The organism is Bacillus sp. OTU530 (assembly GCF_038440375.1).
Genome location: NZ_JASATP010000014.1, coordinates 107,552 through 131,708, shown reverse-complemented (window position 1 = coordinate 131,708; position 24,157 = coordinate 107,552). Strand labels below are relative to the sequence as shown.

The window sequence follows — 24,157 nt, the reverse complement described above, 5'->3', positions numbered from 1 at the left end:
ATAAAAAAACCCCCCCCCCCCCGCTCTTCCCCGGGGCCGCCACTGAACTAAAGTTGATGGCAATGGCGGAAACGCTTCTTTTTTACACTTTTAGAAAGTATAAATTTCTGGCTGGAAGACAATTCAAACGTGTTTTATGAGGTATTGTTATAAATGTTTGTAAAATTGTCAAACTCTTGGATAGGTAATGATAGGTTTTTACTGTTATGATGAAGGAAAGGCATAAGAAGCAACAGAATGGCCAAATTTAGAGTAATAGATGAGAAAGGCAGGTGAATCCGTTTTCTGGGGTTTTCTAGAAACGGTAATGAATATGCAAAATGATATCAAAATTTTGGTTGTGGATGATGAAGAACGGATTCGACGTTTATTAAAAATGTATTTAGAGCGGGAAAATTATACAATTGATGAGGCTGATAATGGTGAGATCGCCTTATCGAAGGCGTTGCAGTTTGAGTATGATTTAATCTTGCTTGATTTAATGATGCCTGGAAAAGACGGCCTTGAGGTATGCCGAGAGATTCGGGAAAAGAAAGCAACTCCGATTATTATGTTGACTGCAAAGGGAGAAGAAGTGAACCGTGTACAGGGATTTGAAGTAGGGACAGACGATTATATTGTAAAGCCGTTCAGTCCGCGTGAGGTTGTACTGCGGGTGAAAGCTTTGCTGCGTCGTGCAACTTCTACAACGTTTTTTACGAAAGAAACGGCCACCAAGGATATCATCGTTTTTCCGTACCTTACAATTGATAATGATGCCCACCGTGTCATGGCAGATGGGCAAGAAGTAAATCTAACGCCAAAGGAATATGAATTGCTTTTATTTTTGGCAAAGTCACCGGATAAGGTATTTGACCGTGAGCAGCTTTTGAAAGAAGTATGGCAATATGAGTTTTTTGGCGATTTACGTACAGTTGATACGCACGTAAAGCGTTTGCGTGAAAAACTAAATAAAAAGTCTCCGAACGCAGCGAGAATGATTGTAACTGTTTGGGGAGTCGGGTATAAATTTGAGGTCGTGAGCGAGTAATGCTTTGGAGAAGTGTAGTCGGAAAGCTTTGGGTTACTATTTTACTGCTTGTTTCCGTCGTGCTAGGCTTCGTGGCAATTCTGTTGCTGCAGTTTTTCGAAAATTATTATGTCGACACGAGTGAGACAAGACTTACAAATGTGGCGACACGAATTTCAGAAATGATTGGAGACGGGATGGATGAACAAACGGTTGAAACCGTTGCTTATCAATTCGTTGATCCGCTCTCCCGTATTATTGTCGTAAAGAATGGGAAGGCAGCTTCATATTCTCCAGAGGAAAAGGGACTTGTAAATCTTACAGTGGAGGATTTAAAAGCCGACCCCGATTTGGTAAAGGTGTTTACAGAACAAAAAACAGTGCACAAAAAGATGTCTATACCTTCGGTGGATGATACTTCAAATGGTGAAATTATGATTGTCGGGGTTCCGATGAAGAACGGGGGAGGGGCTGCATTTGTATATCAATCTCTCCAAGTAGCGCAGCAGGCTGTTGCAAAGTCGATGGATTTTATCCTTTTATCAGCTGGAATTGCTATTATTCTGACGACATTTTTTGCTTTTTTCTTATCTACCCGTATTACTGCTCCGTTACGGAAAATGAGAGAGGTTGCGTTTGAAATTGCCCGAGGAAAATTTCAAATGAAGGCACCCGCGGTTTCGCAGGATGAAATCGGCGAATTGGCAACTGCTTTAAATCAAATGGGAAAACAGCTAAAATTTAATATCAATGCTTTGCAGCAGGAAAAGGAACAGTTGTCTGGTATTTTGACAAGTATGGCAGATGGAGTCATTACGCTAAACCAAGAGGGCGAGGTGGTTGTCGTAAACCCGCCTGCTGAGAAATTTTTAAAGTTTTGGAATGAAGAGAATGGGACGGGTGAAGAAGAAAAGCTTCCGCCAGCGCTTGTGCAGCTATTTCATGAGGTAGGCCATGATGAACGCGAAAAGGCAATTGAACTGCATTTGCAAAAAGGGAACTATGTGGTGCTCATGACTCCGCTTTATAATCAAACGAAAGTTCGCGGTGCAGTAGCGGTGCTTCGCGATATGACGGAGGAGCGCCGGCTGGAGAAGATGCACAAGGATTTTATTGCAAATGTCTCACACGAACTTCGTACACCTATGGCGATGCTGCAAGGATACAGTGAGGCCATTTTAGATGATATTGTAACTACGAAGGAAGAAGTGAGAGAGTTTACCCAAATTATTTACGATGAATCTGTTCGCCTTGGTCGTCTTGTGAACGAACTGCTCGATCTTGCTAGGATGGAAAGCGGGCGTGTTGAATTATATGTATCAGAAGTGGAAATCGTTGCATTTGTGGAGAAAATGATTCGTAAGTTCCAAGGGATGGCAGCTGAAAAGGATGTACGGCTATATGCCCAGTTTGCAACAGATGTTGAAAAATATGCGTTTGATGGAGACCGCATGGAGCAGGTACTAACAAATCTCGTTGATAACGCTGTGCGTCATACAAGTGCAAAAGGAAATGTTTCTCTCATTGTTCATGAGCGGGCTGATGGTCTTGTATTTGAAGTGAAAGATTCCGGGATCGGTATACCACAGGAAGATATTCCTTTTGTTTTTGAGCGTTTTTATAAAGGGGATAAGGCAAGAACACGAAGCATAGATGGAGGTACAGGTCTCGGATTAGCCATTGCTAAAAATATTGTAGAAGCACATGGAGGAGAAATTTCCGTTTCAAGTGTTGTGAATGAAGGAACGACATTTTCTGTGTTTCTTCCGAAGCAGTTATGCTAATGTGGTGCAGCTGTACTAATTCCAGGGAGGGGAATCAGTATGAAATTGTATACGAAAACAGGGGATGGAGGAAAAACGAGTTTAATTGGCGGGCGTGTTGACAAGCACCATCTTCGTGTTGAGGCGTACGGAACTATTGACGAGGCGAATTCCTTTATTGGCCAAGCGATGACGATGCTGACGGATGCGAAGTTTGCCGATGTGTATCAGGAGCTTAAGAAAATACAACATGAATTATTTGACTGTGGCGGAGACCTAGCGATTGTACAGAATAAAATTCCGTATAAAGCAACCGCAGAAATGATTACGTTTCTAGAGCAGCGTATTGATGCATATATTGACGAGGCGCCGCCGCTTGAACGTTTTATTTTGCCAGGAGGAACTCCGGCAGCGGCAGCGATTCATATAGCGAGGACTGTGACGCGTAGAGCAGAGCGCTGTATTGTAGCGCTCAAGCAAACCGAAGAAATAAATACCTATGTTTTGGCTTATATAAATCGTTTATCTGACTACTTGTTTGCGATAGCTAGAGTGGTAAATGCTCGGTCTGGTGTACAGGATGTGGAATATGCAAGGAGTGCGATTGTGTTCCGGGATAAACCAGAACAGAAGGAAATAGAACCCTCAGAATGACGGTTATGTGTGCAAAAAAATGTCTGCCGCTTTGCGGTAGACATTTTTTTGTATTTTAAGAAAGAAGTTTCCACTTTCCCCCGTTGTGGTAGAAATGCAGGAAAATTGCTAGCCTACTATCCTTTCTATTTTTTTTGCATACTTTTTCGTTAGGCTATGCAAAATAGATAAGGTGAATCTTAAGATAAAACGGAGGTTGAGGAATGAGAGGGTATAGGAAGTGCTTGTTTTTGCTGTTTGCATTCGGTTCCTTGTATGCAGGAGGTGCAGAAGCAGCAGAACAATGGACATGGCCTGTGTCCGGGGTGATTAGCGATTATTTTGGAACGCGAAATGGCAAGCATTATGGAATTGATGTGGCCGCCGCAGTAGGGACGACAATTGTGTCTGCAGGTGATGGCAAGGTGACAAAATCGTATTATTCTAGTTCGTATGGAAATGTTGTATTTATCCGGCATAGCAACGGCTATGAAGCAGTGTACGCACATATGAAGCAGCGTCTTGTAAAAGAGGGGCAGCAGGTTACAGCGGGTCAACCGATTGGGCAGGTAGGAAATACAGGGCAATCACATGGTGCTCATTTACATTTTGAGGTGCATAAGGGGTCATGGAACTTCGGAAAAACAAATGCTATTAATCCGTTGGCTGTACTTGGAGAGCCGTTACATGAGAGTGTTTCATCGTCCTCCTATATTGTGCAGAGGGGAGATACTCTAACCGCAATTGCAAGGAAATTCGGGATGACGGTTGAAGAATTAAAGCAGGTCAACCAGTTGAGTCGCGATGTAATTTATCCGTCTCAAAAGCTGACGATTAATTAAGTAGAATAGTTTGTTTATAACCAAAAGGAGACATCAAAAGAGCAGAATTGCTTGTTTGATGTCTCCTTTACATAGTTTTGTTTTGGAGCGGTGTCTATTTTCACAGTTAAATAACATTCTTACAAAAGAAAAAAGTATATTCCGTGGTACGGAACATACCGAATACTTCTATAAACCGTCCCCGCCTGAACCATGCGTCTTATGTGCAGGTTGTTTTACTGTGCTGAGGAAACAAAGGAGGGACATAACCACTTTTCCGAATTATAGTCAACAGCTCTCTTTACCAAAAAATGAAAATAGAAATAAAGCCAGTGATACATAAATAGCTGTAAATATAGAGGACTTTTTCCCTTGTTTTCGGTTCTAATTTTGGCAGGACAATTGTCGGTTCAATAAGCCCGATCGTTAAGCAAAGCAACCCGAGAAGCATTATCCCAATCGAAAGGGAGAACATGGCGATCTCGGCTTTATAAGGCAGGAGCAGCTTAAATAAAAACGAAAGCAGCGCGCTGTAAAGCAGCGAGGCTATATATATGTTTCGTTTTGTTTTCGAACGGTAGCCAGGAATTTTCCGCCATGCTGGCCGCGGCATTTCTTCTATAGAAAGCGTAGTATACGTCTCGATAAGTTGTTGGACTTCTTTTCCTTTATGCATAATATATAAAATCCAGTTGGGCTCGCCTTGAAAGATAAACTGTGAATTTGTTAAATAATGGTCCACTTTTACATTTTGCCAGCTAGACCAAGGATGACGTGTAATGAGCTTCATTTTGCTCTCAAGCGTTTTATCATATTCATAAATGCTAATGCCGTCTGTATCAAAGGCTGCATAATGAAAATGCTTGGATAGTTTTCCGAAGTCTACCTGACAATAAAACAGTAAGTCCCGTTTTAAATAAAAATACTCTTTTCGAAGACTTTTTTTCATTACTTCGTGTATAGTCTGTTTTTGTTGTTTTTTCATGGTACTTCCTCCAACAAGAAACATAGCTTTTTCCGCTGTAAGCGAGGGAGGCTCGTTTAAATCAAAAACGCTATTCCAGCAGGAATAACGTTCTTATGTGACTATTCAAATTTTAGAGCATCACCATCAAATGACTCGTCCGCAACTTTGATGGAATCTGTTGGGCATCCTTCGAATGCGTCCATCATGTCGTCTATTAATACGTCTGGAATTTCCACGATCCCCTGGTTATCGTCAAGCGTTACAAACGCAATGCCTTCATCGTCGTAATCGTAAATATCTGGTGCAGCTGCTCCACAAGCTCCACAAGCAATGCAAGTTTCTTTGTCAACAATAGTGTACTTTGGCATTTCTGTATACCTCCCGATAATATGTATATAACATAAAATATTCATTAGGTAGTGTTGTGCTAATGAAAGAAAATTCTACCCTTATTTTAAAACGGTTTGTCGAGATTTTCAATACAAAAGTATAATGATAATGCTTATCAATTAAAAATGTCAATCAAATTTGTAAATTATTCAAAAGAAATGAGCAAATAAACATTTTTTTTTGTTACACGGCCAGGCAAAATGATTCATAAATGACTGCTCCTATGCTCGTTTGTTACAATACATATAACAGCAAAAGAGGGAGTGAAATTTCTTGCAGCTGCTATATACAATTTTGTACGGCTTACAGCGAATAAAAGGGGAACGTACAGCATCTTCCATTTACCACTTGTTAAAAGGTAAGCGTTCGTCCCAAACGTTGCAGGATGGTGCGATCTATCGTCTGTCATTTTTGTTTGGCGTGTATAAGAAACTGAACCGACACGTTTATGATGAACAAATCCAGCTTCTTTTAAACGAAAATTGTATTGAACAAATACAGGAAAATACGTATGCTGTAACTGCGAAGGGAGAGGACAGGCTGGCGCAGTATGGCGCTGTTGTTCCTTTTCCCATGCATTTGGGGGGATTGCGTTATGGAGATACGGGTGAAGTGCTTTGGAAGCGTCTTTCCCTTGTTGTGCAAAGTTTATCGCATTTACAGAGAAATAGTTCTTCTTTTCTCCCTATTCAGCAGGACATAGAAGTGACAGAATGGGTGAAAAGGTTTTTTTTATCGGCGCTAGTTTCGCGTACGCAGCTAGCAGCTGCTTTGTATGAAGAATGCATGAGTGCGCTCTCCGCTCTGACGGAAGCAGAATGTACTGTATTTGTGTTACGGCTCAGCGGCTATCACCGAGTTGGATATACGGAAGGGCAGATTGCTGAGATGCTGGATGAGGATTCTCTTCGCATTCATTTCCAATTCCTTAGCGCGCTTCATTGGCTCACAAAGCAGGGGCTTGAGGAGGATGGAAGATATCCGTTATTGTCGCAAATGACATCCTATAAAGAAAAAAGAGTTGCTGTACTGAGCTTATCCACCATTAAAACGTACGATTTGTGGAAGCAAGGAAAAACAATAGCGGAGACAGTGCGCATACGCGGCTTAAAGCGAAGTACTATTGAGGACCACATTGTAGAGATTGCGTTGCATGAGCCGGATTTCCCGATTGAATCCTTTCTGGCAGAAGATAAAGTGAAAAGGATCACGGAAACGATTCAACGCATGAATACAAGAAGGCTGCGAGAATTGAAAAAGTATGCAGGAGACGATGTAAGCTATTTCGATATTAGACTGGTGCTTGCAAGGATAGGGGGAGCGAATGAGGATTGAGGATGTGTTATATGAAAAATTCGGTTACCGTGTTTTTCGCATCGGACAGAAGGGAATTATTGAGGACCTACTGCGCGGTGTTTCTGTTGTAGCGATGCTGCCAACTGGGGGAGGAAAGTCCGTTTGTTACCAAGTTCCAGGATATATGATGCACGGGATTGTATTGATTGTATCGCCGTTGCTATCCTTAATGGAGGATCAGGTCAATCAATTGCGGCTTATTGGGGAGAAGCGTGTTATTGCATTTAACAGCTTTCGCACAATGGAAGAAAAGAGAGAGGCTATTCGCAATCTCAGTTTTTATAAATTTATTTTTGCATCTCCGGAAATGCTGCAGGCTCGCTCTTTTCTCCATGCCCTCAAACAGATGAACATCGCTCTATTTGTTGTAGATGAAGCGCACTGTATTTCGCAATGGGGGTATGATTTTCGACCGGACTACAAAAAGCTTGATCATGTCATTCAGGAGCTTGGAAATCCCGCTGTACTTGCACTAACAGCTACAGCGACAAGAGAGGTGCTGGAGGATATTGCTCATAGTCTTCATCTAACGACTGCCTCGTTTCATTTGCATTCTGTAGATCGTCCTAATATTGCCTTACAGGTAGAGCACGTAGAAACACTTGATGACAAAAAAGAAAGAGTGCTTTTATATGCTAGTCAGCTGCAAGGGCCGGGCATTATTTATTGCTCAAGCCGCAGTTGGGCTGAAGCGCTTGCGCAAGCGCTGCGAGCATCAGGGATAGAAGGGGTAGCGTATTATCACGGCGGTATGGAGCAGGAGGAGCGGATGCTCATTCAGCAGCAGTTTATGAAAGGGCAGCTTTCTATCATTGTTTGTACAAGTGCCTTTGGAATGGGAATTAATAAACCTGATGTTCGCTATATTATTCATTTTCATTATTCTTCTAACTTAGAGTCATATTTGCAGGAAATCGGAAGAGCAGGACGAGATGGAGGGGCGAGCATTGCCATTTTATTATTCTGTACGGTTGATCATGAATTGCCGCTCTCTCTTATTCAGGAGGAACTTCCGAATGAGAGAAGCATAGCGTATTGTCTTTCTTTGTTTAAGGAGGAACTGATTCGTCGACCGGTGCTCCTGCTATCTGATGCCGAATATATAGCGCGAAATGTTGCGGGTTTTGCAGAGCAACATTGGCGGTTTTTACAATATCGCCTCGAGCAAATTGGCGCAGTGCAAGGCAAAGAACTTATCCTAGAGGCGATCCCTTCCCATGCTCCTGCCCTATTTTATGAAAGGGTAGTAGAAAGGCTTAACCGAAAATATGAAAAGCTACAAGTGATGCGGCGTTGGCTGGAGGGAAGCGGCTGCCGAAGAGAATCGCTGCTTCGGTTTTTTGACTATGAAAAAGAGAGCGAGCCTAAGCAATGCTGTGATGTTTGCGGAATCATGCTTGATGCGTATAAAAAGAACGGCAAGAGCGGTGCGCTTCCTTATGCGGGATGGCGTGAGGAGCTGAAGCAAATACTGGGTATTGGAGAAATGGAAGCTATATGAAAAGCCAGCAGGAGAAAATTAAAAATATGTCTGACCGTGAGCTACGGCTCAATTTGTATATTACACAAGCTCTTATTTTGTTTGCGTGTATGATTTTATCGTACTGGCTGTTTGATGATGCCGCATCATTTTTAGCTATGTGGCAATGGAAGCCTATTTCTATCGTCTTGCTCGGGGGAGGAGCGGCTTTTGTGATTATTATAATGGATTACGCTGCTATGCGTGTGTTTCCTGAGTCCTGGTTTGATGACGGAGGGATTAATGAACGGATGTTTCGCGGCTTATCCATTCCGCATTTGCTAGGCATTACGCTCTTAATAGGAACTTGCGAGGAACTATTATTTCGCGGCATTTTGCAAACGCACTTTGGATTGATTGCTGCAAGTGTGATGTTTGCTGTTTTACATGTGCGTTATATAAAAAAGCCATTTTTATTTTGTTTTGTGTTAATAATTAGCATAGCCTTTGGGTATTTGTTTGCGTATACAGGAAACCTTTTGGTTACAATTTTCTCCCATTTTCTTGTGGACTTTGTGATGGGCTTATACTTGCGCCGGAAAAATGAAGATATGTTATGATTTGTGTAAGTTATGTGTTAGTAATTGTACAATTAAAATGTAAGGAGTATACAATGATTGTTATTTTGCTGCTCGTTATCATCGCATGTCTTACTTGGATTGTTTTTATGTATAAGGAAGCACATGTAAATCGGGTTATATATCAAGAATACTGTTTTCCTGATTTCCCTCGAAGCTTTGGAGAGGTTCGTATTTTTTTTATTTCAGATATTCATAAGCGACAGCTGCCAGATACATGGATTCGTGATATGCAAGGAAAAGCGGATTTTGTGGTAATCGGGGGCGATTTAACGGAAAAAGGAGTGCCGCTTACAAGGGTGTCACATAATCTTCGTCTGCTCAGCCAGATTGGCCCTGTTTATTTTGTTTGGGGCAATAATGACTATGAAACGGAACGTCATGATTTAGATGCGCTTCTTCTTGATCATAAGGTGAAGAGCTTAGATAATACAGCTGTTTTGTTTGAGTCAGAAGAAGGGGAAAAGCTTTGGCTGCTCGGTGTTGATGATACATCGTTAGGCAAAGATCGTTTGGATTGGGCGCTAGCAGATTGTGGGGAGGAAGGGTTTCGCATTCTTGTTAGTCATAACCCAGATATCGTTCAAAAGTTTACAGAGAAAGAGCGTATTTCATTTGTGCTAAGCGGCCATACACATGGGGGACAAATCTATTTGTTACCCTCAGACAAATATATGCGAGGAGGAACTTACTCGTATGCGCACACATTATTGTTGGTCAGCAACGGTTATGGTACAACATTCGTTCCGCTGCGGTTTCGTGCTCCTGTGCAAACTCACTTACTCTCGCTAAAAAGGAAAGAAGTATAGATTTATTGTTTAAGGTGGGAAAGGGTATGTCAACCTTAGAAGGGAAATACAACATTAAGGCAGTTTCAAACATGCTTGGTATTCAGTCAGGCACGTTGCGAGCATGGGAAAGACGTTATCAAATTATTGCTCCAAAACGCAATGAAGCAGGTCATCGTCTTTATACCGAGGAGCATGTAAAGATATTAAAGTGGCTGATCACAAAGGTGAATGAAGGATTTACAATCGGACAGGCAGTAAATTTACTTGAAAGCAATCAGTTGAATACCCAAGTGTTTTCCGAACAAGAGAATAATAAAGCACAGTCATTAACTGAAGCAATTTTGTATGCATTGTTAAAGTTTGATGAGATGAAGGCGCATGAACATTTGAATGAAGCGTTTAGTTTATTTTCTGTTGAAAAGGTAACAATGGATATTTTGCGGGGAATTTTAGTGCGGATTGGGGAGCTTTGGCGGCAGGGGGCTATTATAAGTGCTCATGAGCATTATGCTACATCTTTTCTACGTTCGCGAATTGGTATGATTTATCATAATCTACCTGCTAATGCTGTGCTGCCAAAAGTCGTTGCTGTATGCGGGCCAGGGGATTCTCATGAGCTTGGACTGTTGATTTTTACGATTTATTTACGCCGTAAAGGCTATGAGGTTATATATCTTGGGACAAGCATTGATGAAAAAGATATTCATGCTATCATTGAAGAAGTAAGGCCTAAATTTTTATTTATGTCCTGCACGTTGACAAAATATGTTGTCCCAACGATAAAACTTGCCAATTGCTTGCGGGAGGAGTATGATTATCTATCCATAGGACTCGGAGGAACTGCTTTTTCGCTCTTGCCTGAGCAAGAAAGAGCGGCGCTAGAGGAGTATCTTGTGGGAACAACGAAAGACGATTGGGATCAATGGATGGTGAGAGCGTAGCCTCATTCTATGAACCATCCGATTCATCCTTCATATAATAAACATTAGGTGTAACGGTTGAGGTAAGGAGGGTAAGAGATGAGATTGGAACGTTTGAACTACAATAAAATCAAGATTTTCCTTACGTTTGACGATTTGTTGGAACGTGGGCTCACGAAAGAAGATTTATGGCAAAATGCGCCGAAAGTACAGCAGCTGTTTCGCGATATGATGCATGAGGCAAATAAAGAGCTTGGATTTGAGGCAGACGGACCAATTGCTGTAGAAGTATTCTCACTTCAGGCGCAAGGTATGGTTGTCATCGTGACAAAGGAGCATCAAGAGATAGGGCTGGATGAAGACTTTAGCGATGACTTTATTGAAATGCAGGTAACTCTTGATGAGAGCGAGGATATTTTATATGAGTTTGCTTCATTCGAGGACGTTGTTTCCTTGGCAGAGCGTTTATATCCTCTGGGGATTGAAAATGGGAAATTGTATTCCTTTCAAAATCATTTCTACTTATTGCTGGAAGAATCAGCTACATCGCTCTCTCATGAAAATTTAATCGCTATCTTGGCGGAATTCGGAAATTCTGCAACGATTACAATCTATAGGTTAATGGAATATGGGAAGGAACTGATGGCAGAGCGTGCATTAGCCCAGTTGTATCACTATTTTGTAGCGAAATCAAACCTCAACTAAGGTATAGTTGGGGTTTTTTTGCACTGTAGGAGTATAAATTTCCAGCGAGAGGTCATTCGACGTAGTCGGAAATTTTAGGGATACAGTATAAGTAGGGCTACGCCTCTGTTCTCGCCTAGGGGCAGAGCTTGCCAATCGGCGAGTTTTCTTTACACTTTAGGAAAGTATAAATTTCTAGCTAGAAGCAAGTTCGACGTAGTAAGAAATTTTAGGAACAAAGTGTAAGTGCAACTATGCCTCTGTCTTCGCCCAAGAGCAGGGCTTGCCAATCGGCGAGTTTTCTTTACACTTTAGGAAAGTATAAATTTCTAGCTAGAAGCAAGTTCGACGTAGTAAGAAATTTTAGAAACAAAGTGTAAGTGCAACTACGCCTCTGTCTTCGCCCAAGAGCAGGGCTTGCCAATCGGCGAGTTTTCTTTATCAGAAAGGATGCATGATGCTTTTTTATTACGGAAAACCTATTATAACCATGTTTTTAAGTGCTTATGAACCGGAGATGTCAAATTTTGCATTCCGGTTTTCAGAGTGTATACTAAGCAATAAAGGCTTACTCAAGAAATGTATACAGGGGGTTTACTGATTATGGTGGCCGAAAAGGGAGATCATTCACAACAGAAAGCTGAACAATTAGATGTATTGAGATCTACACAAATTGTTATCCATCAGGCGTTAGACAAGCTAGGCTATTCGCAAGAAGTATATGAACTGCTAAAAGAACCTATCCGCATGATGACGGTAAAGATCCCAATTCGTATGGATGATGGCACTGTGAAGGTATTTACAGGTTATCGCGCACAGCATAATGATGCAGTGGGACCAACAAAGGGGGGCATTCGCTTTCACCCGAATGTAACAGAAAAGGAAGTAAAAGCTTTGTCAATTTGGATGAGCTTAAAGTGCGGTATTGTGGATCTGCCTTATGGTGGCGGAAAGGGTGGTATTGTTTGTGATCCGCGTGACATGTCGTTCCGCGAGTTAGAACGTTTAAGCCGCGGATATGTAAGAGCAATTAGTCAAATTGTAGGACCAACAAAAGATATTCCGGCACCTGATGTATTCACAAACTCGCAAATTATGGCGTGGATGATGGATGAATACAGCCGGATTGACGAGTTTAATTCACCTGGCTTCATTACAGGAAAGCCTCTTGTGCTCGGAGGATCGCATGGACGTGAAACCGCTACCGCAAAGGGCGTGACGATTTGTATTCGAGAAGCTGCTAGGCGAAAAGGAATTAACATTGAGGGTGCCCGTGTTGTTGTACAAGGATTCGGAAATGCGGGCAGCTATCTTGCAAAATTCATGTATGATGCTGGAGCAAAGGTAATAGGGATTTCTGATGCGTATGGGGCGCTGCATGACCCGAACGGACTTGATATCGATTATTTGCTTGACCGTCGTGATAGCTTTGGAACGGTAACGAAGCTGTTTACAAACACAATTACAAATAAAGAGCTGCTTGAGCTTGACTGTGATATTCTCGTACCGGCAGCAATCGAAAATCAAATTACGGAAGACAATGCGCCTCATATTAAAGCAAAAATCATTGTGGAGGCAGCTAATGGTCCGACTACCTTGCAAGCGACAAGTATTTTAACAGAGCGCGGTATCTTACTCGTTCCTGACGTATTAGCCAGTGCGGGCGGCGTGACGGTATCGTATTTTGAATGGGTGCAAAATAATCAGGGTTACTATTGGACGGAAGAGGAAGTAGAAGAAAGACTGGAAAAGGTAATGGTAAAGTCATTTAGCTCTGTATATGAAATGTCCCAAGTTCGCAAGGTGAACATGCGTCTTGCTGCTTATATGGTTGGTGTTCGCAAGATGGCAGAAGCGAGCCGATTCAGAGGCTGGGTATAACCGGAAAAATGTCCAAAACGACAGTGCTTGTTGTTTCGGGCATTTTTTGTTTGTATTTTACACTTGCCGAAGCAACAAACTGTGCTGACGCTTTGCACTAACCGGTATTTGCTTTATTGGCAAGGTTGTGTGTGGCGGTTTTACTTCTATTGGGACGAACGGTTGGAATACATATATAGGGATATATCATGCATGGAGATGATCAGATGAGATTTCCGATAGAACGAATTTATATTAGCTACGGCAACTCTAGACCCGGCAGCCGTTTGTCAAAAGTCCGTTTTATTGTAGCGCATGATACAGGGAATCCCGGGAGCAATGCCATTGGAAACCGTGACTATTTTCAGGAAACAATGCCCAAATCGTCTGCTCATACGTTCGTTGATGATCAGCGTATTATTGAAATGATTCCCATTGATGAAGTTGCGTATCATGTCAGATACAGCGTACCAACCGATAATGAGCTGTATGGGTATAATGCAAACAGTGCTGCAATAGGCGTAGAGCTTTGCTACGGAGGGAATATTAGTTTTTGGGATGCCTATACAAGATATGCCTGGTACCTCGCATATCTATGTCAGGTATATGGGCTGAATCCCAAAACAGATATTGTGTCTCATAAACGGCTCGATCCAGCACGCAAAATCGATCCCGAAAATGTTTTGAAGCAGCAAGGTATTCCGTTCAAACAATTTTTAAATGATGTATATCGTATGTATGTATCGCTTAGATGACAAACAGTGCAGAAAAGCATACAATACAAATGGGCGCCTACTTCGAATGGTAGGTTTTTTCTTTTTATATATGTGGTTATCGAAACGGAGTGTTGGGGAGTGAGCAGTATGCAACAAGAGAAAGTAATTATTGTGGGTGGAGGTCCGTGCGGCTTGGCGGCAGCGATTTCCTTGCAGCGCATTGGAGTTGATGCGCTAGTCATTGAGAAGGGAAACATTGTCAATGCCATCTATCATTATCCAACTCATCAGACTTTTTTCTCTACAAGTGAGAGGCTCGAAATCGGCAATGTTCCTTTTATAACAGAAAATCGAAAACCTGTTCGTAATCAGGCGCTTGCTTATTATCGTGAGGTTGTGAAGCGGAAGCAGGTGCGTGTCCAGCCCTTCGAGCGGGTTGAGCATGTGGAGAAGCAGGATGATCATTCATTTGTTATACGTACGACGAAGCAGGGCGGAGAGGCGGCAGAGTATCGTTCTCAATATGTTATCGTAGCGACAGGGTATTATGACCATCCTAATTATATGAATGTACCGGGTGAGGAATTAGCGAAAGTGTCTCATTACTTTAAAGAGGCACATCCATACTTTGATCAGGATGTAGCTGTCATCGGCGGTAAAAATTCAAGTGTGGATGCGGCACTTGAGCTTGTAAAAGCGGGCGCACGTGTCACGGTGCTTTATCGCGGTGATGTTTTCTCATCAAGTATTAAGCCATGGATTTTACCGGAGTTTGAGGCTCTCGTTCGCCAAGGAGAGATTACGATGGAATTTCAAGCACATGTGAAGAAAATAACAGAGCATACACTTACGTATGAGGTGAACGGTGAGGAGAAAATCATTGTGAACGATTTTGTGTTTGCGATGACGGGATACCATCCTGACCATGCCTTCTTAGCGAACATGGGTGTAGGTATTGATCAAGAAACCGGTCGCCCGCTCCATGATCCAGATACGATGGAGACGAGTGTACAAGGTATTTTTATTGCAGGTGTTATCGCAGCAGGTAATAACGCGAATGAAATATTTATTGAGAATGGGCGGTTCCACGGGGACGCTATTACTAGAGAAGTTGCCAAACGGCAGTAGTATAAATCACGTGTACTTGTTCTAAACTGTGAAAAAGGACAAGGCGGGATAAGTGTGAAAAGGGTAGAGCATTTTATTATTAAGCTTGTGCTAGTGCAGTTTTTATTTCTTTTGCTGGCGCAAGTGCTGCTGATGCAGCCGCGTATTGCACCTTATTTATCAAAGGTTGTGTACTACGAGGGCGTCACAAAGGGAGAGGTTACAAAAAGTTTAGAAACAGGAAAGTAGTTTTGATTTGCTTCTCTGCATGGTTGTGTTACAATAAATGGAGACTTTCAAGGGAAAAACTTACAAAAGCAGGTCAGATTCCTGCTTTTCTCTATTTCTTTTTATTTAGGTGAAATTATGAGGTGTTACTATGAATCAAAAAATCTCTATTGCAATTGACGGACCAGCCGCTGCTGGGAAAAGTACGGTTGCAAAAATTATCGCAAAGTCTCTTTCTTATGTATATATCGACACAGGAGCGATGTATCGCGCTCTAACATATGCTGCTTTAAATCATAGTATCGATGTGAACGATGAGAGCAGTGTGGTGCAGATGCTCAATGCGGTTGAAATTCGCTTCGAAAACCGGGGCGATGGACAGCATGTATTGTTAAATGGCAATGACGTTACAGATGCGATTCGATCTCCTGAGGTAACCAATACTGTCTCTATTCCCGCGAAGCATCGTCTTGTTCGAGAAGAGATGGTAAAAAGGCAGCGAGTGCTCGGTGAGAGCGGTGGTGTTGTGATGGACGGGCGTGATATCGGAACGCATGTCCTACCGTATGCAGAAGTTAAAGTTTTCCTTTTGGCTTCTGTTGAAGAGCGGGCGCAGCGACGCTATCAGGAAAATATAGAGAAAGGTTTTTCGTCAGATTTAGAAAAACTGAAGGAAGAAATTGCCCTGCGTGACAAGCTGGATTCCGAGCGGGAGTTTGCGCCGTTGCAGAAAGCAGAGGATGCAATTGAATTAGATACAACATCTTTATCCATTGAACAAGTCGTGGAAAAGATTATGGATATTGTCTCTTTGAAATTAGCACAATAAGGAAAGAGTAGGATCTCTTTCCTTATTTTTATAAGAGGACAATTTACTTGACAAATTCTTGGATTTGTTAGAACTTAGTAAAAGAAGATATTTTCTGAATACTTTTCCAACATGCAAATGGAAACTTATTCTTTCCATTTCGTATATACATAATATGCACTTTCATTTTAGTAGGGAGGTATTTCCATGGTTGAAAAGATGAATGAAGAGATTGTAGAGGCGAAGGCGCTGCAAGTTGGCGATATTGTCACAGCTCAAGTTACAAAAGTCGAAGATAAGCAAGTGCTTGTAGATGCAGGCTACAAAACAGAAGGTGTGATCCCAATCAGTGAGCTGGCAAATGTACACATTGAGAAAGCAAGCGATGTTGTACAAGAAGGTCAAACGCTGGAACTGCAAGTCATCAAACTTGAAGACGACGATCTTGTTTTATCGAAGCGTGCTGTTGATGCAGAACGGGCTTGGAAGGAGTTGCAAGGCAAATTCCAAGCAGGTGAAGTGTTCGATGTAACGGTAAAAGATATCGTAAACGGCGGTCTGGTTGTAGACCTTGGCGTTCGTGGATTTATCCCAGCATCCCTTGTAGAAACACATTATGTAGAAGATTTTACAGATTATAAAGGGAAAACATTAGATGTAAAAATCGTAGAGTTAGAGCGAGAGAAAAATCGTGTAATCCTTTCCCACAAAGCAGTAGTAGAGGAAGCGTTGGAGACTAAGAAAAAAGAAGCGCTGCATTCATTAAAGGCGGGAGAAGTGCTGGAAGGAACTGTACAGCGTTTGACTGACTTTGGAGCATTTGTCAATGTTGGCGGTGTGGATGGTTTAGTCCACATTTCACAAATTTCTCATGATCGTGTTGAAAAGGCATCTGATGTATTATCAGAAGGGCAAGCTGTTAAAGTGAAAGTATTGTCAGTAGATCCAAGCACGCAGCGTGTATCACTTTCCATTAAGGCTGCTCAGCCTGGTCCTTGGGAAAACATAGCAAATGAAGTGAAGGTGGGGGATATTTTAGAAGGAAAGGTCAAACGTCTTGTTAGTTTTGGAGCGTTTGTAGAAGTGCTTCCTTCTATTGAAGGTTTGGTACACGTGTCCCAAATTGCCAATCGCCATGTAAAGAATCCAAGTGAAGTGCTTGAAATCGGACAAATTGTAAAAGTAAAGGTGCTCGAAGTGAGCCCGCAGAATAAGCGTGTGTCTTTAAGTATTAAAGATGCGTCAGAGCCGGAAGTGCAAGAAGATTACAGCAAGTACCAGCCTACAACAGAGTCGTCCACCTTCCAGTTGGGTGACATTATCGGTGAACAGTTGAAAAAATTACGCAAATAAACGGGTGATGGTTGTGACAAGAGCGCAGCGAAAGATAGATCATATTCAATTTGCGCTTTCTACTGGGCAATCCTGCTCTCATGGCTTTTCGGATGTTTCTTTCGTTCATCAAAGCTTACCGAATACGTCATGTGAACATATCTCGTTACAGACGAGAATAGGCGAACTTTCTTTAAGTTCGCCTATTTTTATCAATGCGATGACGGGTGGCGGTGGAGCAGAAACGGAGCGTGTTAACGAAAGTTTGGCGATGGCCGCAAAGCACCAAGGTTTGGCGATGGCAGTAGGCTCACAAATGGCAGCCTTACGAGACAAGCGGGAGGAACTTTCTTATAAAGTCGTGAGAAGAGCAAACCCGAATGGAATCGTTTTTGCAAACCTAGGAAGTGAGGCAACAGTTGAACAGGCAAAGCGTGCCATTGAGATGATTGAAGCAAACGCAATACAAATTCACTTGAATGTGATTCAAGAGCTAACAATGCCGGAAGGCGATCGTGATTTTACAGGTGCGCTCAGGCGCATTGAGATGATTGTTAAGGAGTGCGCCGTTCCTGTTATTGTAAAAGAGGTCGGCTTTGGCATGAGTAAAGAAACAATACAAAAGCTGCGAAACGTAGGTGTGACCATTATTGATGTCGGCGGCTTTGGCGGAACAAATTTTGCCGGCATTGAAAACGAACGGCGTCAGCGAGTGTTATCATATTTTAATGATTGGGGTATTCCTACCGCGGCATCGTTAGTAGAGGCTGAAAGTGTCGGGGGCGCGTCGTTAATTGGTTCAGGTGGCCTGCAAACGGCTCTGGATGCAGCAAAGGCTATTGCGCTCGGGGCTTCGGCTGTAGCATTTGCTGGACAGTTCTTGCGTATACTTGTGCATCATGGAGTAGAAGCTTTAATACAAGAGCTAGCTGCGCTGCATGAGGATTTGGTATTGATTATGACAGCGCTGGGAGCAAATACTATCGAGCAATTACAGCACGTCCCGCTTGTAATTAGTGGCTATACACATCATTGGCTGACGGAACGAGGTATCGATACTACTGCCTACAGCAGAAAAAGCGCGACATAACAAAACGTTATGTCGTGCTTTTTTTGATGTCTAGCTTTTTCAGGTCAAATATTTTTCCCGATCCGAAGCCCAAGAGTGGCTTTCATAGTGAGAAACGTTGGCCCTCTGGAGCTGAGGAGTTATAGTTTTAATGCTTGTTTTGTTCACGTGCGAGCTCTGGTGTATCGAGACCAGTAGCCCCTGGGTATTGCAGATTTTGATCACGGTCGGATTCAACGCGACGTGATTCTCTCATTTTCTTTTCTTGGCGGTCTTTACCCATCCTCTCCACCTCCTTATTGTAAGTGTTTCTGTTTCGGGATGAACTATACGATTTTACATGAAGGATTATTTTTCATAAAAAGCACCCATAATGGAAATGATAGGAGGGAGTAGCATGGAAGGGGCTTATTTTTATTTCTTCTCTTGGCTCGGTTGGATTTTTGTTACATTTTTTATGAAAAAAAGCAAAGCGCGTCTTGTTTATGCAGCAGTTCTTTTGTTCACGATTATGATTTCACAAACAGTCGTAACGTTCGGGGAATTCCGAATATGGATCGGTGCATTTTTTCTGCTAGTCATTGGCATTATCGGTATTAGTCGTCTGTCGATGTTGACAAAGCTGTATTATGCTGTGTGTTCGACAATAGTGGGAATGGTGTATGCAATTGTTCATCTTGTTGAATTGTACGATCCGGTCTGGATTATTATCAACCATACATGGTTTCTTAGTATATTGCTTGCGTACATATCTTACGTATTAATTCGTTTACCAGAAGAGCGTATTTTGGTACTTTGTGTTGGGGTTGTACAGGGTGAAATTTTGGTTACAGCTGTTTTAGAGCCATATGGTTTTCATAATGAGTTTGGATCGATGTTGTTTCTAGATGCAGTTGCATGTGCTGTTTTTTTACTGTGCGTATTGTCCGCCATCTTGAAGGGACTCGCGTTTGTAGAACCATTCAAACAAAAACAAGTAAGGGAGAGACAGGGCTAGGATATGAATCATTATACGTTCCCAATTTTACTTGGTGTGCTTGTGGGGGTTATCACACGTCTAATTATGCTAAGGACCGATACGAGACAATATCCGACCCGTTTGCATGGGAAGATTGTTCATATTGCAATGGGGTTTATTGCGGCTATTTTGGGAGCAGTTGCCATTCCTTCTATTATGAAAAAGGACTTTTCGGCACTAACATTTTTAACGCTCGCTGCTTCGCAATTTCGCGATGTCCGCAATATGGAACGCAATACTTTACAGCAGCTTGATGGCGTTGAACTTGTACCGCGCGGAAGCACCTATATAGAAGGAATCGCACTTGTGTTTGAGAGCCGGAACTATTTGGCGATGATGGCATCCTTCGTGACGACATTTGCATATTTCGCCTTTAATTCTCCCATAGCGGGTGTTATCGCAGGCATTGCTTCCTTTTTCGCAGCGAAAGCGCTCATGTCCGGAGGCAGGCTGCAGGATCTTGTCGAGATTGAACATGCTCCGCTTCGATTTGATGGGGCTGGTTTGTATATTGATAATATCTATATTATGAATATCGGCTTACCGGCAAGACAGAAAGAGATTATGAAGTATGGAATGGGATTTTTGTTAAAGCCAAAGTCAATGGATGCAAATATTACGCTCTCAAACCTTGGACAACGGCAGGCGATTTTGCATGATGTGGCAGTTGGGCTTGGTGTTGTGCGTGATTCAGGCACCCCAGCTCTAGTGCCTCTTGCTAAGCGGGACTTAAATGATGGTCGAATAGGAGTGTTTGTTCTTCCGCAGGAGCAGGATGTGGAAAAGGCGATACAGATTATTGGTAATGTGCCAACACTTGAAAACGCTATTCGCCTCTCCTCTGAAGCGGCAAAAGGGGGGCGTACATCGTCATGATATTGGAAAAATGCATACTAGCCGTTATTACAACGGATGCAAGTAAGTTTGCAGGCGGAGCACCTTTATTCACATGCCCTTCTACAGAGGAGATGGAATTTGTTGCAGCAAATCTAGAGGCTATTTTAGATGGGATTGCGCACAGACTTCAGGAGAACGTATATATTATTGTGAAACACTCCTAACATATGATATAATGTGTAGTGCTTGAAAGATAGGAAATATTGTTGATACCCCCTTCTTGCGCAAAGAGGGGGTTTTTACATACAGATTAGTCAGAGAAAGGATGAAAGTAATATGCCAAAACCAACAGTTGCCATTGTTGGACGTCCAAACGTTGGTAAGTCTACGATTTTTAATCGCATTGTCGGGGAACGGGTTTCGATTGTGGAGGACATTCCAGGTGTAACACGTGATCGCATTTACAGCTCTGGTGAATGGCTTACGCATGAATTCAATATTATTGATACGGGCGGAATTGATATCGGTGATGAGCCGTTTTTGTCACAAATTCGTCAACAGGCGGAAATTGCGATTGATGAAGCTGATGTTATCGTGTTTTTAACAAACGGTCGAGATGGGGTTACGTCAGCTGATGAAGAGGTAGCAAAAATTTTATACAGATCTAAAAAGCCTGTTGTACTTGCGGTAAACAAAATCGACAATCCTGAAATGCGGGAGGATATTTACGATTTTTATTCGCTTGGTTTTGGGGAGCCGTTTCCGATCTCCGGTGCACACGGTCTTGGACTTGGTGACTTGCTTGATGAAGTTGCGAAGCATTTTCCGAAATATGAAGGTGAGGATTATGACGAAGGTGTGATCCGCTTTTCCTTGATTGGGCGTCCGAACGTTGGGAAATCGTCGCTTGTGAACGCTTTGCTTGGTGAGGAACGCGTAATTGTGAGCGATATTGAGGGCACGACGCGCGATGCGATTGATACACCGTATCGAAAAGACGGACAGGATTATGTAATTATTGATACAGCGGGTATGAGAAAAAAAGGGAAAGTGTACGAGAGTACCGAAAAATATAGTGTATTGCGCGCGTTAAAAGCAATAGAGCGCTCTGATGTCGTTCTTGTGGTTCTAGATGGTGAGCAAGGGATTATTGAGCAGGATAAAAAAATTGCAGGTTACGCACATCAAGCTGGACGAGCTGTTGTAATCGTGGTGAATAAATGGGATGCAGTTGAGAAAGATGAGAAAACAATGAAGGAATTCGAAGAGAATATTCGTGCGCATTTTCAGTTTTTAGATTACGCGCCGATTGTTTTCTTGTCCGCTAAAACGAAGAAACGGACGCATACACTTTTACCGATGATTCAAGCAGCTAGTGAAAGCCATAATTTACGTGTACAAACGAATGTCTTAAACGATATCATCATGGATGCGGTAGCGAGAAATCCTACGCCGATGCATAACGGCAAGCGTTTGAAGATTTATTATACAACGCAAGTAGCTGTAAAACCGCCGACGTTTGTTGTATTTGTCAATGATCCGGAATTATTGCATTTTTCGTATGAGCGTTTTTTAATTAATCGTATTCGTGATGCCTTTAATTTTGTGGGAACACCGATTAAGATTCTGGCACGAGCTAGGGATTAATGGGGGAGGATGAGGTTGTATGACAGTTGTTGCAGTAGCAGGGGCTGGCAGTTGGGGAACGGCTTTAGCGATGGTTCTAGCCGATAATGGCCACGAAGTGCGTCTATGGGGACATCGCGAGGAGCTTATGCAGGAAATCAATGAAACTCGTATGAATAATCGTTATTTGCCGGGGGTTGAACTGCCGGATGGAATCCGTGCGTATGCTTCCTTAGAGAGCGCCTTGCAGGATGCCGAGCATATTTTGCTTGTTGTGCCGACAAAGGCATATCGCGACGTATTACGGCAAATCAGGCCGATGCTGTCTAGTCCTGTAACATTCATTCATGCGAGCAAGGGGATTGAACCAGACTCGTCTAAACGTATTTCCGAGGTAATTGAGGAGGAAATTCCAGCTCATCTTATTGCGTCTGTTGTTGTTCTCTCTGGTCCGAGCCATGCGGAGGAAGTTGGATTACGCCATCCGACGACCGTTACGTCAGCGTCTAAGCATCTGGAAGCAGCAGAGATGGTGCAGGATTTATTTATGAACAGCTATTTTCGAGTGTATACAAATCCAGATATTATCGGTGTAGAACTTGGCGGCGCTTTAAAGAATATCATTGCGTTGGCTGCCGGTATTACAGATGGTTTAGGACTTGGAGATAATGCAAAAGCAGCACTTATGACGCGCGGTTTAGCGGAAATCGCGCGTTTGGGACGAATGATGGGAGCAAATCCGTTAACTTTTGCCGGTTTAACCGGTATGGGAGATTTAATCGTTACATGTACAAGTGTACATAGCCGAAATTGGCGAACTGGGCATATGCTTGGTAAGGGTCAATCGCTAGAGGATGTACTGGCGAATATGGGGATGGTTGTAGAAGGAGTACGCACAACAAAAGCAGCTTATCAGCTTGCTGGTAAAATGAATGTGGAAATGCCGATTACAATCGCTCTTCATGAAGTGTTATTTAATGGGAAAAGTGTCAAGGAAGCGGTTGAATCGCTGATGGGGCGTGTCCGAAAACATGAAATGGAGGCTATTCCCGATTTATTGTAAAAGAGAGCTCACAGCTCTCTTTTTAGTTTCGTAAAGTATACATGTTCAGCTGGGGGACCTTTGATATAATGGGAACATGCAAATGCAACGGTGCCTTGCTTTTTACACTTTAAGAAAGTATAAATTTCTAGCTAGAAGACAATTCGAGGTAGCGAGAAATTTTAGGGATACAGTATAAGTAGGGCTACGCCTCTGTCTTCACCCAAGGGCAGGGCTCGCTAATCGGCGAGTTTTCTTTATTGGGTGTTTTCACCAATTCTCCGCTCTCGCATAGGATGGATTGTAGATTACAGGAGAGGGTGGAGTTCATGAACGGCAACAACAACTTTTTTGATAATATTGAAAAGCAAACAAAAGTCAATAAAGAAGATATTTTTAAGCTGGCAGCTTCTGTACAAAATGCGAATTTAAAGGATGAAAAAGTACTGCGTCAGCTCATTCAGCAAGTCGCTTTGCTTGCGGGGCGTCCAGTATCGAAGGATAAGGAAGAGCAAATTGTAAAAGCAGTCGTAAATAATAATATCCCTGCTGATTTAAGCGCTTTAGGCAATTTATTTAAGAAATAAATGACACAACTTTCATAAAAGTGGGAACCATCCGCATTTCGTATAGCATATGATACTATGTATAATGGGAACATGGATTGGCAATGGGAGATATTTGGTCAACGGAAGCGAAGATGCCCCTCTTCGCTTCCGTTTTTTAGTGGGAAATTTTCTTATTGATTGTAAGCGAGGATAGGGTCTGGATTCTTTTCATACAGGTCCTGTATTTTTACTTTTTCTTTAGATACATAATTTGCTAAAATAAAAAAGAGTTATAGTACTAGATTGTCATTACATAAAGGGGTGTATGTATGTCTGTCGGGTTAATAAAAATGTGGTTTGCACTTGGAGCAATTGCATTTATGTTTATTTCAGTTATGTTTATTTTACTGAGCCGTTATAAAATTCGGAATAAGCTTTTGAAAGGGATTACAGCCGTTATTGCGTACGTGCTTATGATTGTGTCTGGATTTATTATTTTTATTGTTGTGTTTAGTGGTCCGGTAAGTGAGTGAAG

The 24,157-nt window shown here is 42.3% G+C and carries 27 protein-coding genes; 24 read left to right on the top strand and 3 right to left on the bottom strand.

Annotated features, from left to right (window positions below):
• Positions 1 to 313 precede the first annotated feature (313 nt).
• From AAHB12_RS12960 to AAHB12_RS12945, 4 genes are all read left to right on the top strand, one after another.
• On the top strand, positions 314 to 1,030 hold the full coding sequence (locus AAHB12_RS12960) for a response regulator transcription factor (RefSeq protein ID WP_379948143.1): 717 nt from the start codon (positions 314 to 316) through the stop codon (positions 1,028 to 1,030).
• Complete coding sequence (locus AAHB12_RS12955; RefSeq protein WP_342045576.1) at positions 1,030 to 2,793, top strand: ATP-binding protein; 1,764 nt, start codon at positions 1,030 to 1,032, stop codon at positions 2,791 to 2,793. The genes AAHB12_RS12960 and AAHB12_RS12955 overlap by 1 nt, the downstream gene beginning before the upstream one ends.
• Before the next feature lie 39 nt (positions 2,794 to 2,832).
• Entirely contained in the window at positions 2,833 to 3,426 is a 594-nt protein-coding gene (locus AAHB12_RS12950; protein ID WP_129728105.1) for a cob(I)yrinic acid a,c-diamide adenosyltransferase, read from the top strand.
• Between the two features lie 203 nt (positions 3,427 to 3,629).
• On the top strand, positions 3,630 to 4,247 hold the full coding sequence (locus AAHB12_RS12945; protein WP_129728106.1) for a peptidoglycan DD-metalloendopeptidase family protein: 618 nt from the start codon (positions 3,630 to 3,632) through the stop codon (positions 4,245 to 4,247).
• A gap of 280 nt (positions 4,248 to 4,527) precedes the next feature.
• Here AAHB12_RS12945 and AAHB12_RS12940 read toward each other — a convergent pair whose 3' ends face one another.
• Together AAHB12_RS12940 and AAHB12_RS12935 are read right to left on the bottom strand one after the other, a co-directional pair.
• The gene (locus AAHB12_RS12940; RefSeq protein ID WP_342045575.1) at positions 4,528 to 5,211 is read right to left on the bottom strand and encodes a hypothetical protein; all 684 of its coding nucleotides are present in this window, start codon (positions 5,209 to 5,211) and stop codon (positions 4,528 to 4,530) included.
• Positions 5,212 to 5,312: 101 nt separating this feature from the next.
• The gene (locus tag AAHB12_RS12935; protein ID WP_342045574.1) at positions 5,313 to 5,561 is read right to left on the bottom strand and encodes a ferredoxin; all 249 of its coding nucleotides are present in this window, start codon (positions 5,559 to 5,561) and stop codon (positions 5,313 to 5,315) included.
• Positions 5,562 to 5,856: 295 nt separating this feature from the next.
• Between AAHB12_RS12935 and AAHB12_RS12930 the strand changes: the two genes are divergently transcribed.
• From AAHB12_RS12930 to fni, 13 genes are all read left to right on the top strand, one after another.
• Positions 5,857 to 6,918, top strand: coding sequence for a helix-turn-helix domain-containing protein (locus AAHB12_RS12930; RefSeq protein WP_342045573.1), 1,062 nt, complete (start codon positions 5,857 to 5,859; stop codon positions 6,916 to 6,918).
• Entirely contained in the window at positions 6,908 to 8,440 is a 1,533-nt protein-coding gene (locus tag AAHB12_RS12925; protein WP_342045572.1) for a RecQ family ATP-dependent DNA helicase, read from the top strand. Before AAHB12_RS12930 ends, AAHB12_RS12925 begins: the two co-directional genes overlap by 11 nt.
• On the top strand, positions 8,437 to 9,018 hold the full coding sequence (locus AAHB12_RS12920) for a CPBP family intramembrane glutamic endopeptidase (RefSeq protein ID WP_342045571.1): 582 nt from the start codon (positions 8,437 to 8,439) through the stop codon (positions 9,016 to 9,018). The genes AAHB12_RS12925 and AAHB12_RS12920 overlap by 4 nt, the downstream gene beginning before the upstream one ends.
• Positions 9,019 to 9,071: 53 nt before the next feature.
• Complete coding sequence (locus tag AAHB12_RS12915; RefSeq protein WP_342045581.1) at positions 9,072 to 9,845, top strand: metallophosphoesterase; 774 nt, start codon at positions 9,072 to 9,074, stop codon at positions 9,843 to 9,845.
• Positions 9,846 to 9,871: 26 nt separating this feature from the next.
• On the top strand, positions 9,872 to 10,768 hold the full coding sequence (locus tag AAHB12_RS12910; RefSeq protein ID WP_342045570.1) for a MerR family transcriptional regulator: 897 nt from the start codon (positions 9,872 to 9,874) through the stop codon (positions 10,766 to 10,768).
• Positions 10,769 to 10,846: 78 nt separating this feature from the next.
• Positions 10,847 to 11,452, top strand: coding sequence for a genetic competence negative regulator (locus AAHB12_RS12905; protein ID WP_342045569.1), 606 nt, complete (start codon positions 10,847 to 10,849; stop codon positions 11,450 to 11,452).
• 582 nt (positions 11,453 to 12,034) lie between these two features.
• Positions 12,035 to 13,312, top strand: coding sequence for a Glu/Leu/Phe/Val family dehydrogenase (locus AAHB12_RS12900; protein ID WP_129728115.1), 1,278 nt, complete (start codon positions 12,035 to 12,037; stop codon positions 13,310 to 13,312).
• 206 nt (positions 13,313 to 13,518) lie between these two features.
• Positions 13,519 to 14,046: a peptidoglycan recognition protein family protein gene (locus tag AAHB12_RS12895; protein ID WP_129728116.1), complete on the top strand. Its 528-nt coding sequence runs from the start codon at positions 13,519 to 13,521 to the stop codon at positions 14,044 to 14,046.
• A gap of 108 nt (positions 14,047 to 14,154) precedes the next feature.
• On the top strand, positions 14,155 to 15,135 hold the full coding sequence (locus AAHB12_RS12890) for a YpdA family putative bacillithiol disulfide reductase (RefSeq protein ID WP_129728117.1): 981 nt from the start codon (positions 14,155 to 14,157) through the stop codon (positions 15,133 to 15,135).
• A 54-nt stretch (positions 15,136 to 15,189) separates the two neighbouring features.
• Positions 15,190 to 15,363: a DUF5359 family protein gene (locus AAHB12_RS12885; RefSeq protein WP_342045568.1), complete on the top strand. Its 174-nt coding sequence runs from the start codon at positions 15,190 to 15,192 to the stop codon at positions 15,361 to 15,363.
• Between the two features lie 130 nt (positions 15,364 to 15,493).
• Positions 15,494 to 16,171, top strand: a complete 678-nt coding sequence (gene cmk, locus AAHB12_RS12880) for a (d)CMP kinase (protein WP_129728118.1) — start codon at positions 15,494 to 15,496, stop codon at positions 16,169 to 16,171.
• A 186-nt stretch (positions 16,172 to 16,357) separates the two neighbouring features.
• Positions 16,358 to 17,503 (top strand): 30S ribosomal protein S1, encoded by a 1,146-nt coding sequence (gene rpsA, locus AAHB12_RS12875; protein ID WP_342045567.1) that lies wholly within the window; start codon positions 16,358 to 16,360, stop codon positions 17,501 to 17,503.
• Positions 17,504 to 17,516: 13 nt separating this feature from the next.
• Positions 17,517 to 18,572, top strand: a complete 1,056-nt coding sequence (gene fni, locus AAHB12_RS12870; protein WP_129728120.1) for a type 2 isopentenyl-diphosphate Delta-isomerase — start codon at positions 17,517 to 17,519, stop codon at positions 18,570 to 18,572.
• Positions 18,573 to 18,699: 127 nt separating this feature from the next.
• On the opposite strand, the gene AAHB12_RS12865 is transcribed toward fni, so the two are convergent.
• Positions 18,700 to 18,834 carry a YpzI family protein gene (locus tag AAHB12_RS12865; protein WP_129728121.1) on the bottom strand — a complete coding sequence of 45 codons (135 nt, stop codon included), beginning with the start codon at positions 18,832 to 18,834 and terminating at the stop codon, positions 18,700 to 18,702.
• Positions 18,835 to 18,948: 114 nt separating this feature from the next.
• On the opposite strand from AAHB12_RS12865, the gene AAHB12_RS12860 reads away from it, so the two are divergent.
• From AAHB12_RS12860 to AAHB12_RS12830, 7 genes are all read left to right on the top strand, one after another.
• Positions 18,949 to 19,548 carry a YphA family membrane protein gene (locus AAHB12_RS12860; protein WP_129728122.1) on the top strand — a complete coding sequence of 200 codons (600 nt, stop codon included), beginning with the start codon at positions 18,949 to 18,951 and terminating at the stop codon, positions 19,546 to 19,548.
• A 3-nt stretch (positions 19,549 to 19,551) separates the two neighbouring features.
• Positions 19,552 to 20,445, top strand: a complete 894-nt coding sequence (locus AAHB12_RS12855; RefSeq protein ID WP_129728123.1) for a YIEGIA family protein — start codon at positions 19,552 to 19,554, stop codon at positions 20,443 to 20,445.
• Positions 20,442 to 20,630 (top strand): capping complex subunit for YIEGIA, encoded by a 189-nt coding sequence (locus AAHB12_RS12850; RefSeq protein ID WP_129728124.1) that lies wholly within the window; start codon positions 20,442 to 20,444, stop codon positions 20,628 to 20,630. The genes AAHB12_RS12855 and AAHB12_RS12850 overlap by 4 nt, the downstream gene beginning before the upstream one ends.
• 112 nt (positions 20,631 to 20,742) lie before the next feature.
• Positions 20,743 to 22,053, top strand: coding sequence for a ribosome biogenesis GTPase Der (der, locus tag AAHB12_RS12845; RefSeq protein WP_129728125.1), 1,311 nt, complete (start codon positions 20,743 to 20,745; stop codon positions 22,051 to 22,053).
• A gap of 19 nt (positions 22,054 to 22,072) precedes the next feature.
• The gene (locus tag AAHB12_RS12840; protein ID WP_129728126.1) at positions 22,073 to 23,095 is read left to right on the top strand and encodes an NAD(P)H-dependent glycerol-3-phosphate dehydrogenase; all 1,023 of its coding nucleotides are present in this window, start codon (positions 22,073 to 22,075) and stop codon (positions 23,093 to 23,095) included.
• A gap of 308 nt (positions 23,096 to 23,403) precedes the next feature.
• Positions 23,404 to 23,661 (top strand): stage VI sporulation protein F, encoded by a 258-nt coding sequence (locus AAHB12_RS12835; RefSeq protein WP_129728127.1) that lies wholly within the window; start codon positions 23,404 to 23,406, stop codon positions 23,659 to 23,661.
• Positions 23,662 to 23,951: 290 nt separating this feature from the next.
• Entirely contained in the window at positions 23,952 to 24,155 is a 204-nt protein-coding gene (locus AAHB12_RS12830; protein ID WP_129728128.1) for a DUF2768 domain-containing protein, read from the top strand.
• The last annotated feature ends 2 nt before the right edge of the window (positions 24,156 to 24,157 follow it).

Bases quoted from the DNA above. Each gene is read 5' to 3' on its own strand.
- AAHB12_RS12830 (WP_129728128.1), top strand. From the start codon at position 23,952: ATGTCTGTCGGGTTAATAAAAATGTGGTTTGCACTTGGAGCAATTGCA.
- AAHB12_RS12850 (WP_129728124.1), top strand. From the start codon at position 20,442: ATGATATTGGAAAAATGCATACTAGCCGTTATTACAACGGATGCAAGT.
- AAHB12_RS12915 (WP_342045581.1), top strand. From the start codon at position 9,072: ATGATTGTTATTTTGCTGCTCGTTATCATCGCATGTCTTACTTGGATT.
- AAHB12_RS12960 (WP_379948143.1), top strand. From the start codon at position 314: ATGCAAAATGATATCAAAATTTTGGTTGTGGATGATGAAGAACGGATT.
- AAHB12_RS12835 (WP_129728127.1), top strand. From the start codon at position 23,404: ATGAACGGCAACAACAACTTTTTTGATAATATTGAAAAGCAAACAAAA.
- AAHB12_RS12900 (WP_129728115.1), top strand. From the start codon at position 12,035: ATGGTGGCCGAAAAGGGAGATCATTCACAACAGAAAGCTGAACAATTA.
- rpsA (WP_342045567.1), top strand. From the start codon at position 16,358: ATGGTTGAAAAGATGAATGAAGAGATTGTAGAGGCGAAGGCGCTGCAA.
- AAHB12_RS12905 (WP_342045569.1), top strand. From the start codon at position 10,847: ATGAGATTGGAACGTTTGAACTACAATAAAATCAAGATTTTCCTTACG.
- AAHB12_RS12945 (WP_129728106.1), top strand. From the start codon at position 3,630: ATGAGAGGGTATAGGAAGTGCTTGTTTTTGCTGTTTGCATTCGGTTCC.
- AAHB12_RS12910 (WP_342045570.1), top strand. From the start codon at position 9,872: ATGTCAACCTTAGAAGGGAAATACAACATTAAGGCAGTTTCAAACATG.
- AAHB12_RS12840 (WP_129728126.1), top strand. From the start codon at position 22,073: ATGACAGTTGTTGCAGTAGCAGGGGCTGGCAGTTGGGGAACGGCTTTA.
- der (WP_129728125.1), top strand. From the start codon at position 20,743: ATGCCAAAACCAACAGTTGCCATTGTTGGACGTCCAAACGTTGGTAAG.
- cmk (WP_129728118.1), top strand. From the start codon at position 15,494: ATGAATCAAAAAATCTCTATTGCAATTGACGGACCAGCCGCTGCTGGG.
- AAHB12_RS12920 (WP_342045571.1), top strand. From the start codon at position 8,437: ATGAAAAGCCAGCAGGAGAAAATTAAAAATATGTCTGACCGTGAGCTA.
- AAHB12_RS12940 (WP_342045575.1), bottom strand. From the start codon at position 5,211: ATGAAAAAACAACAAAAACAGACTATACACGAAGTAATGAAAAAAAGT.
- AAHB12_RS12935 (WP_342045574.1), bottom strand. From the start codon at position 5,561: ATGCCAAAGTACACTATTGTTGACAAAGAAACTTGCATTGCTTGTGGA.
- AAHB12_RS12860 (WP_129728122.1), top strand. From the start codon at position 18,949: ATGGAAGGGGCTTATTTTTATTTCTTCTCTTGGCTCGGTTGGATTTTT.
- AAHB12_RS12955 (WP_342045576.1), top strand. From the start codon at position 1,030: ATGCTTTGGAGAAGTGTAGTCGGAAAGCTTTGGGTTACTATTTTACTG.
- AAHB12_RS12890 (WP_129728117.1), top strand. From the start codon at position 14,155: ATGCAACAAGAGAAAGTAATTATTGTGGGTGGAGGTCCGTGCGGCTTG.
- AAHB12_RS12925 (WP_342045572.1), top strand. From the start codon at position 6,908: ATGAGGATTGAGGATGTGTTATATGAAAAATTCGGTTACCGTGTTTTT.
- AAHB12_RS12865 (WP_129728121.1), bottom strand. From the start codon at position 18,834: ATGGGTAAAGACCGCCAAGAAAAGAAAATGAGAGAATCACGTCGCGTT.
- AAHB12_RS12855 (WP_129728123.1), top strand. From the start codon at position 19,552: ATGAATCATTATACGTTCCCAATTTTACTTGGTGTGCTTGTGGGGGTT.
- AAHB12_RS12950 (WP_129728105.1), top strand. From the start codon at position 2,833: ATGAAATTGTATACGAAAACAGGGGATGGAGGAAAAACGAGTTTAATT.
- AAHB12_RS12895 (WP_129728116.1), top strand. From the start codon at position 13,519: ATGAGATTTCCGATAGAACGAATTTATATTAGCTACGGCAACTCTAGA.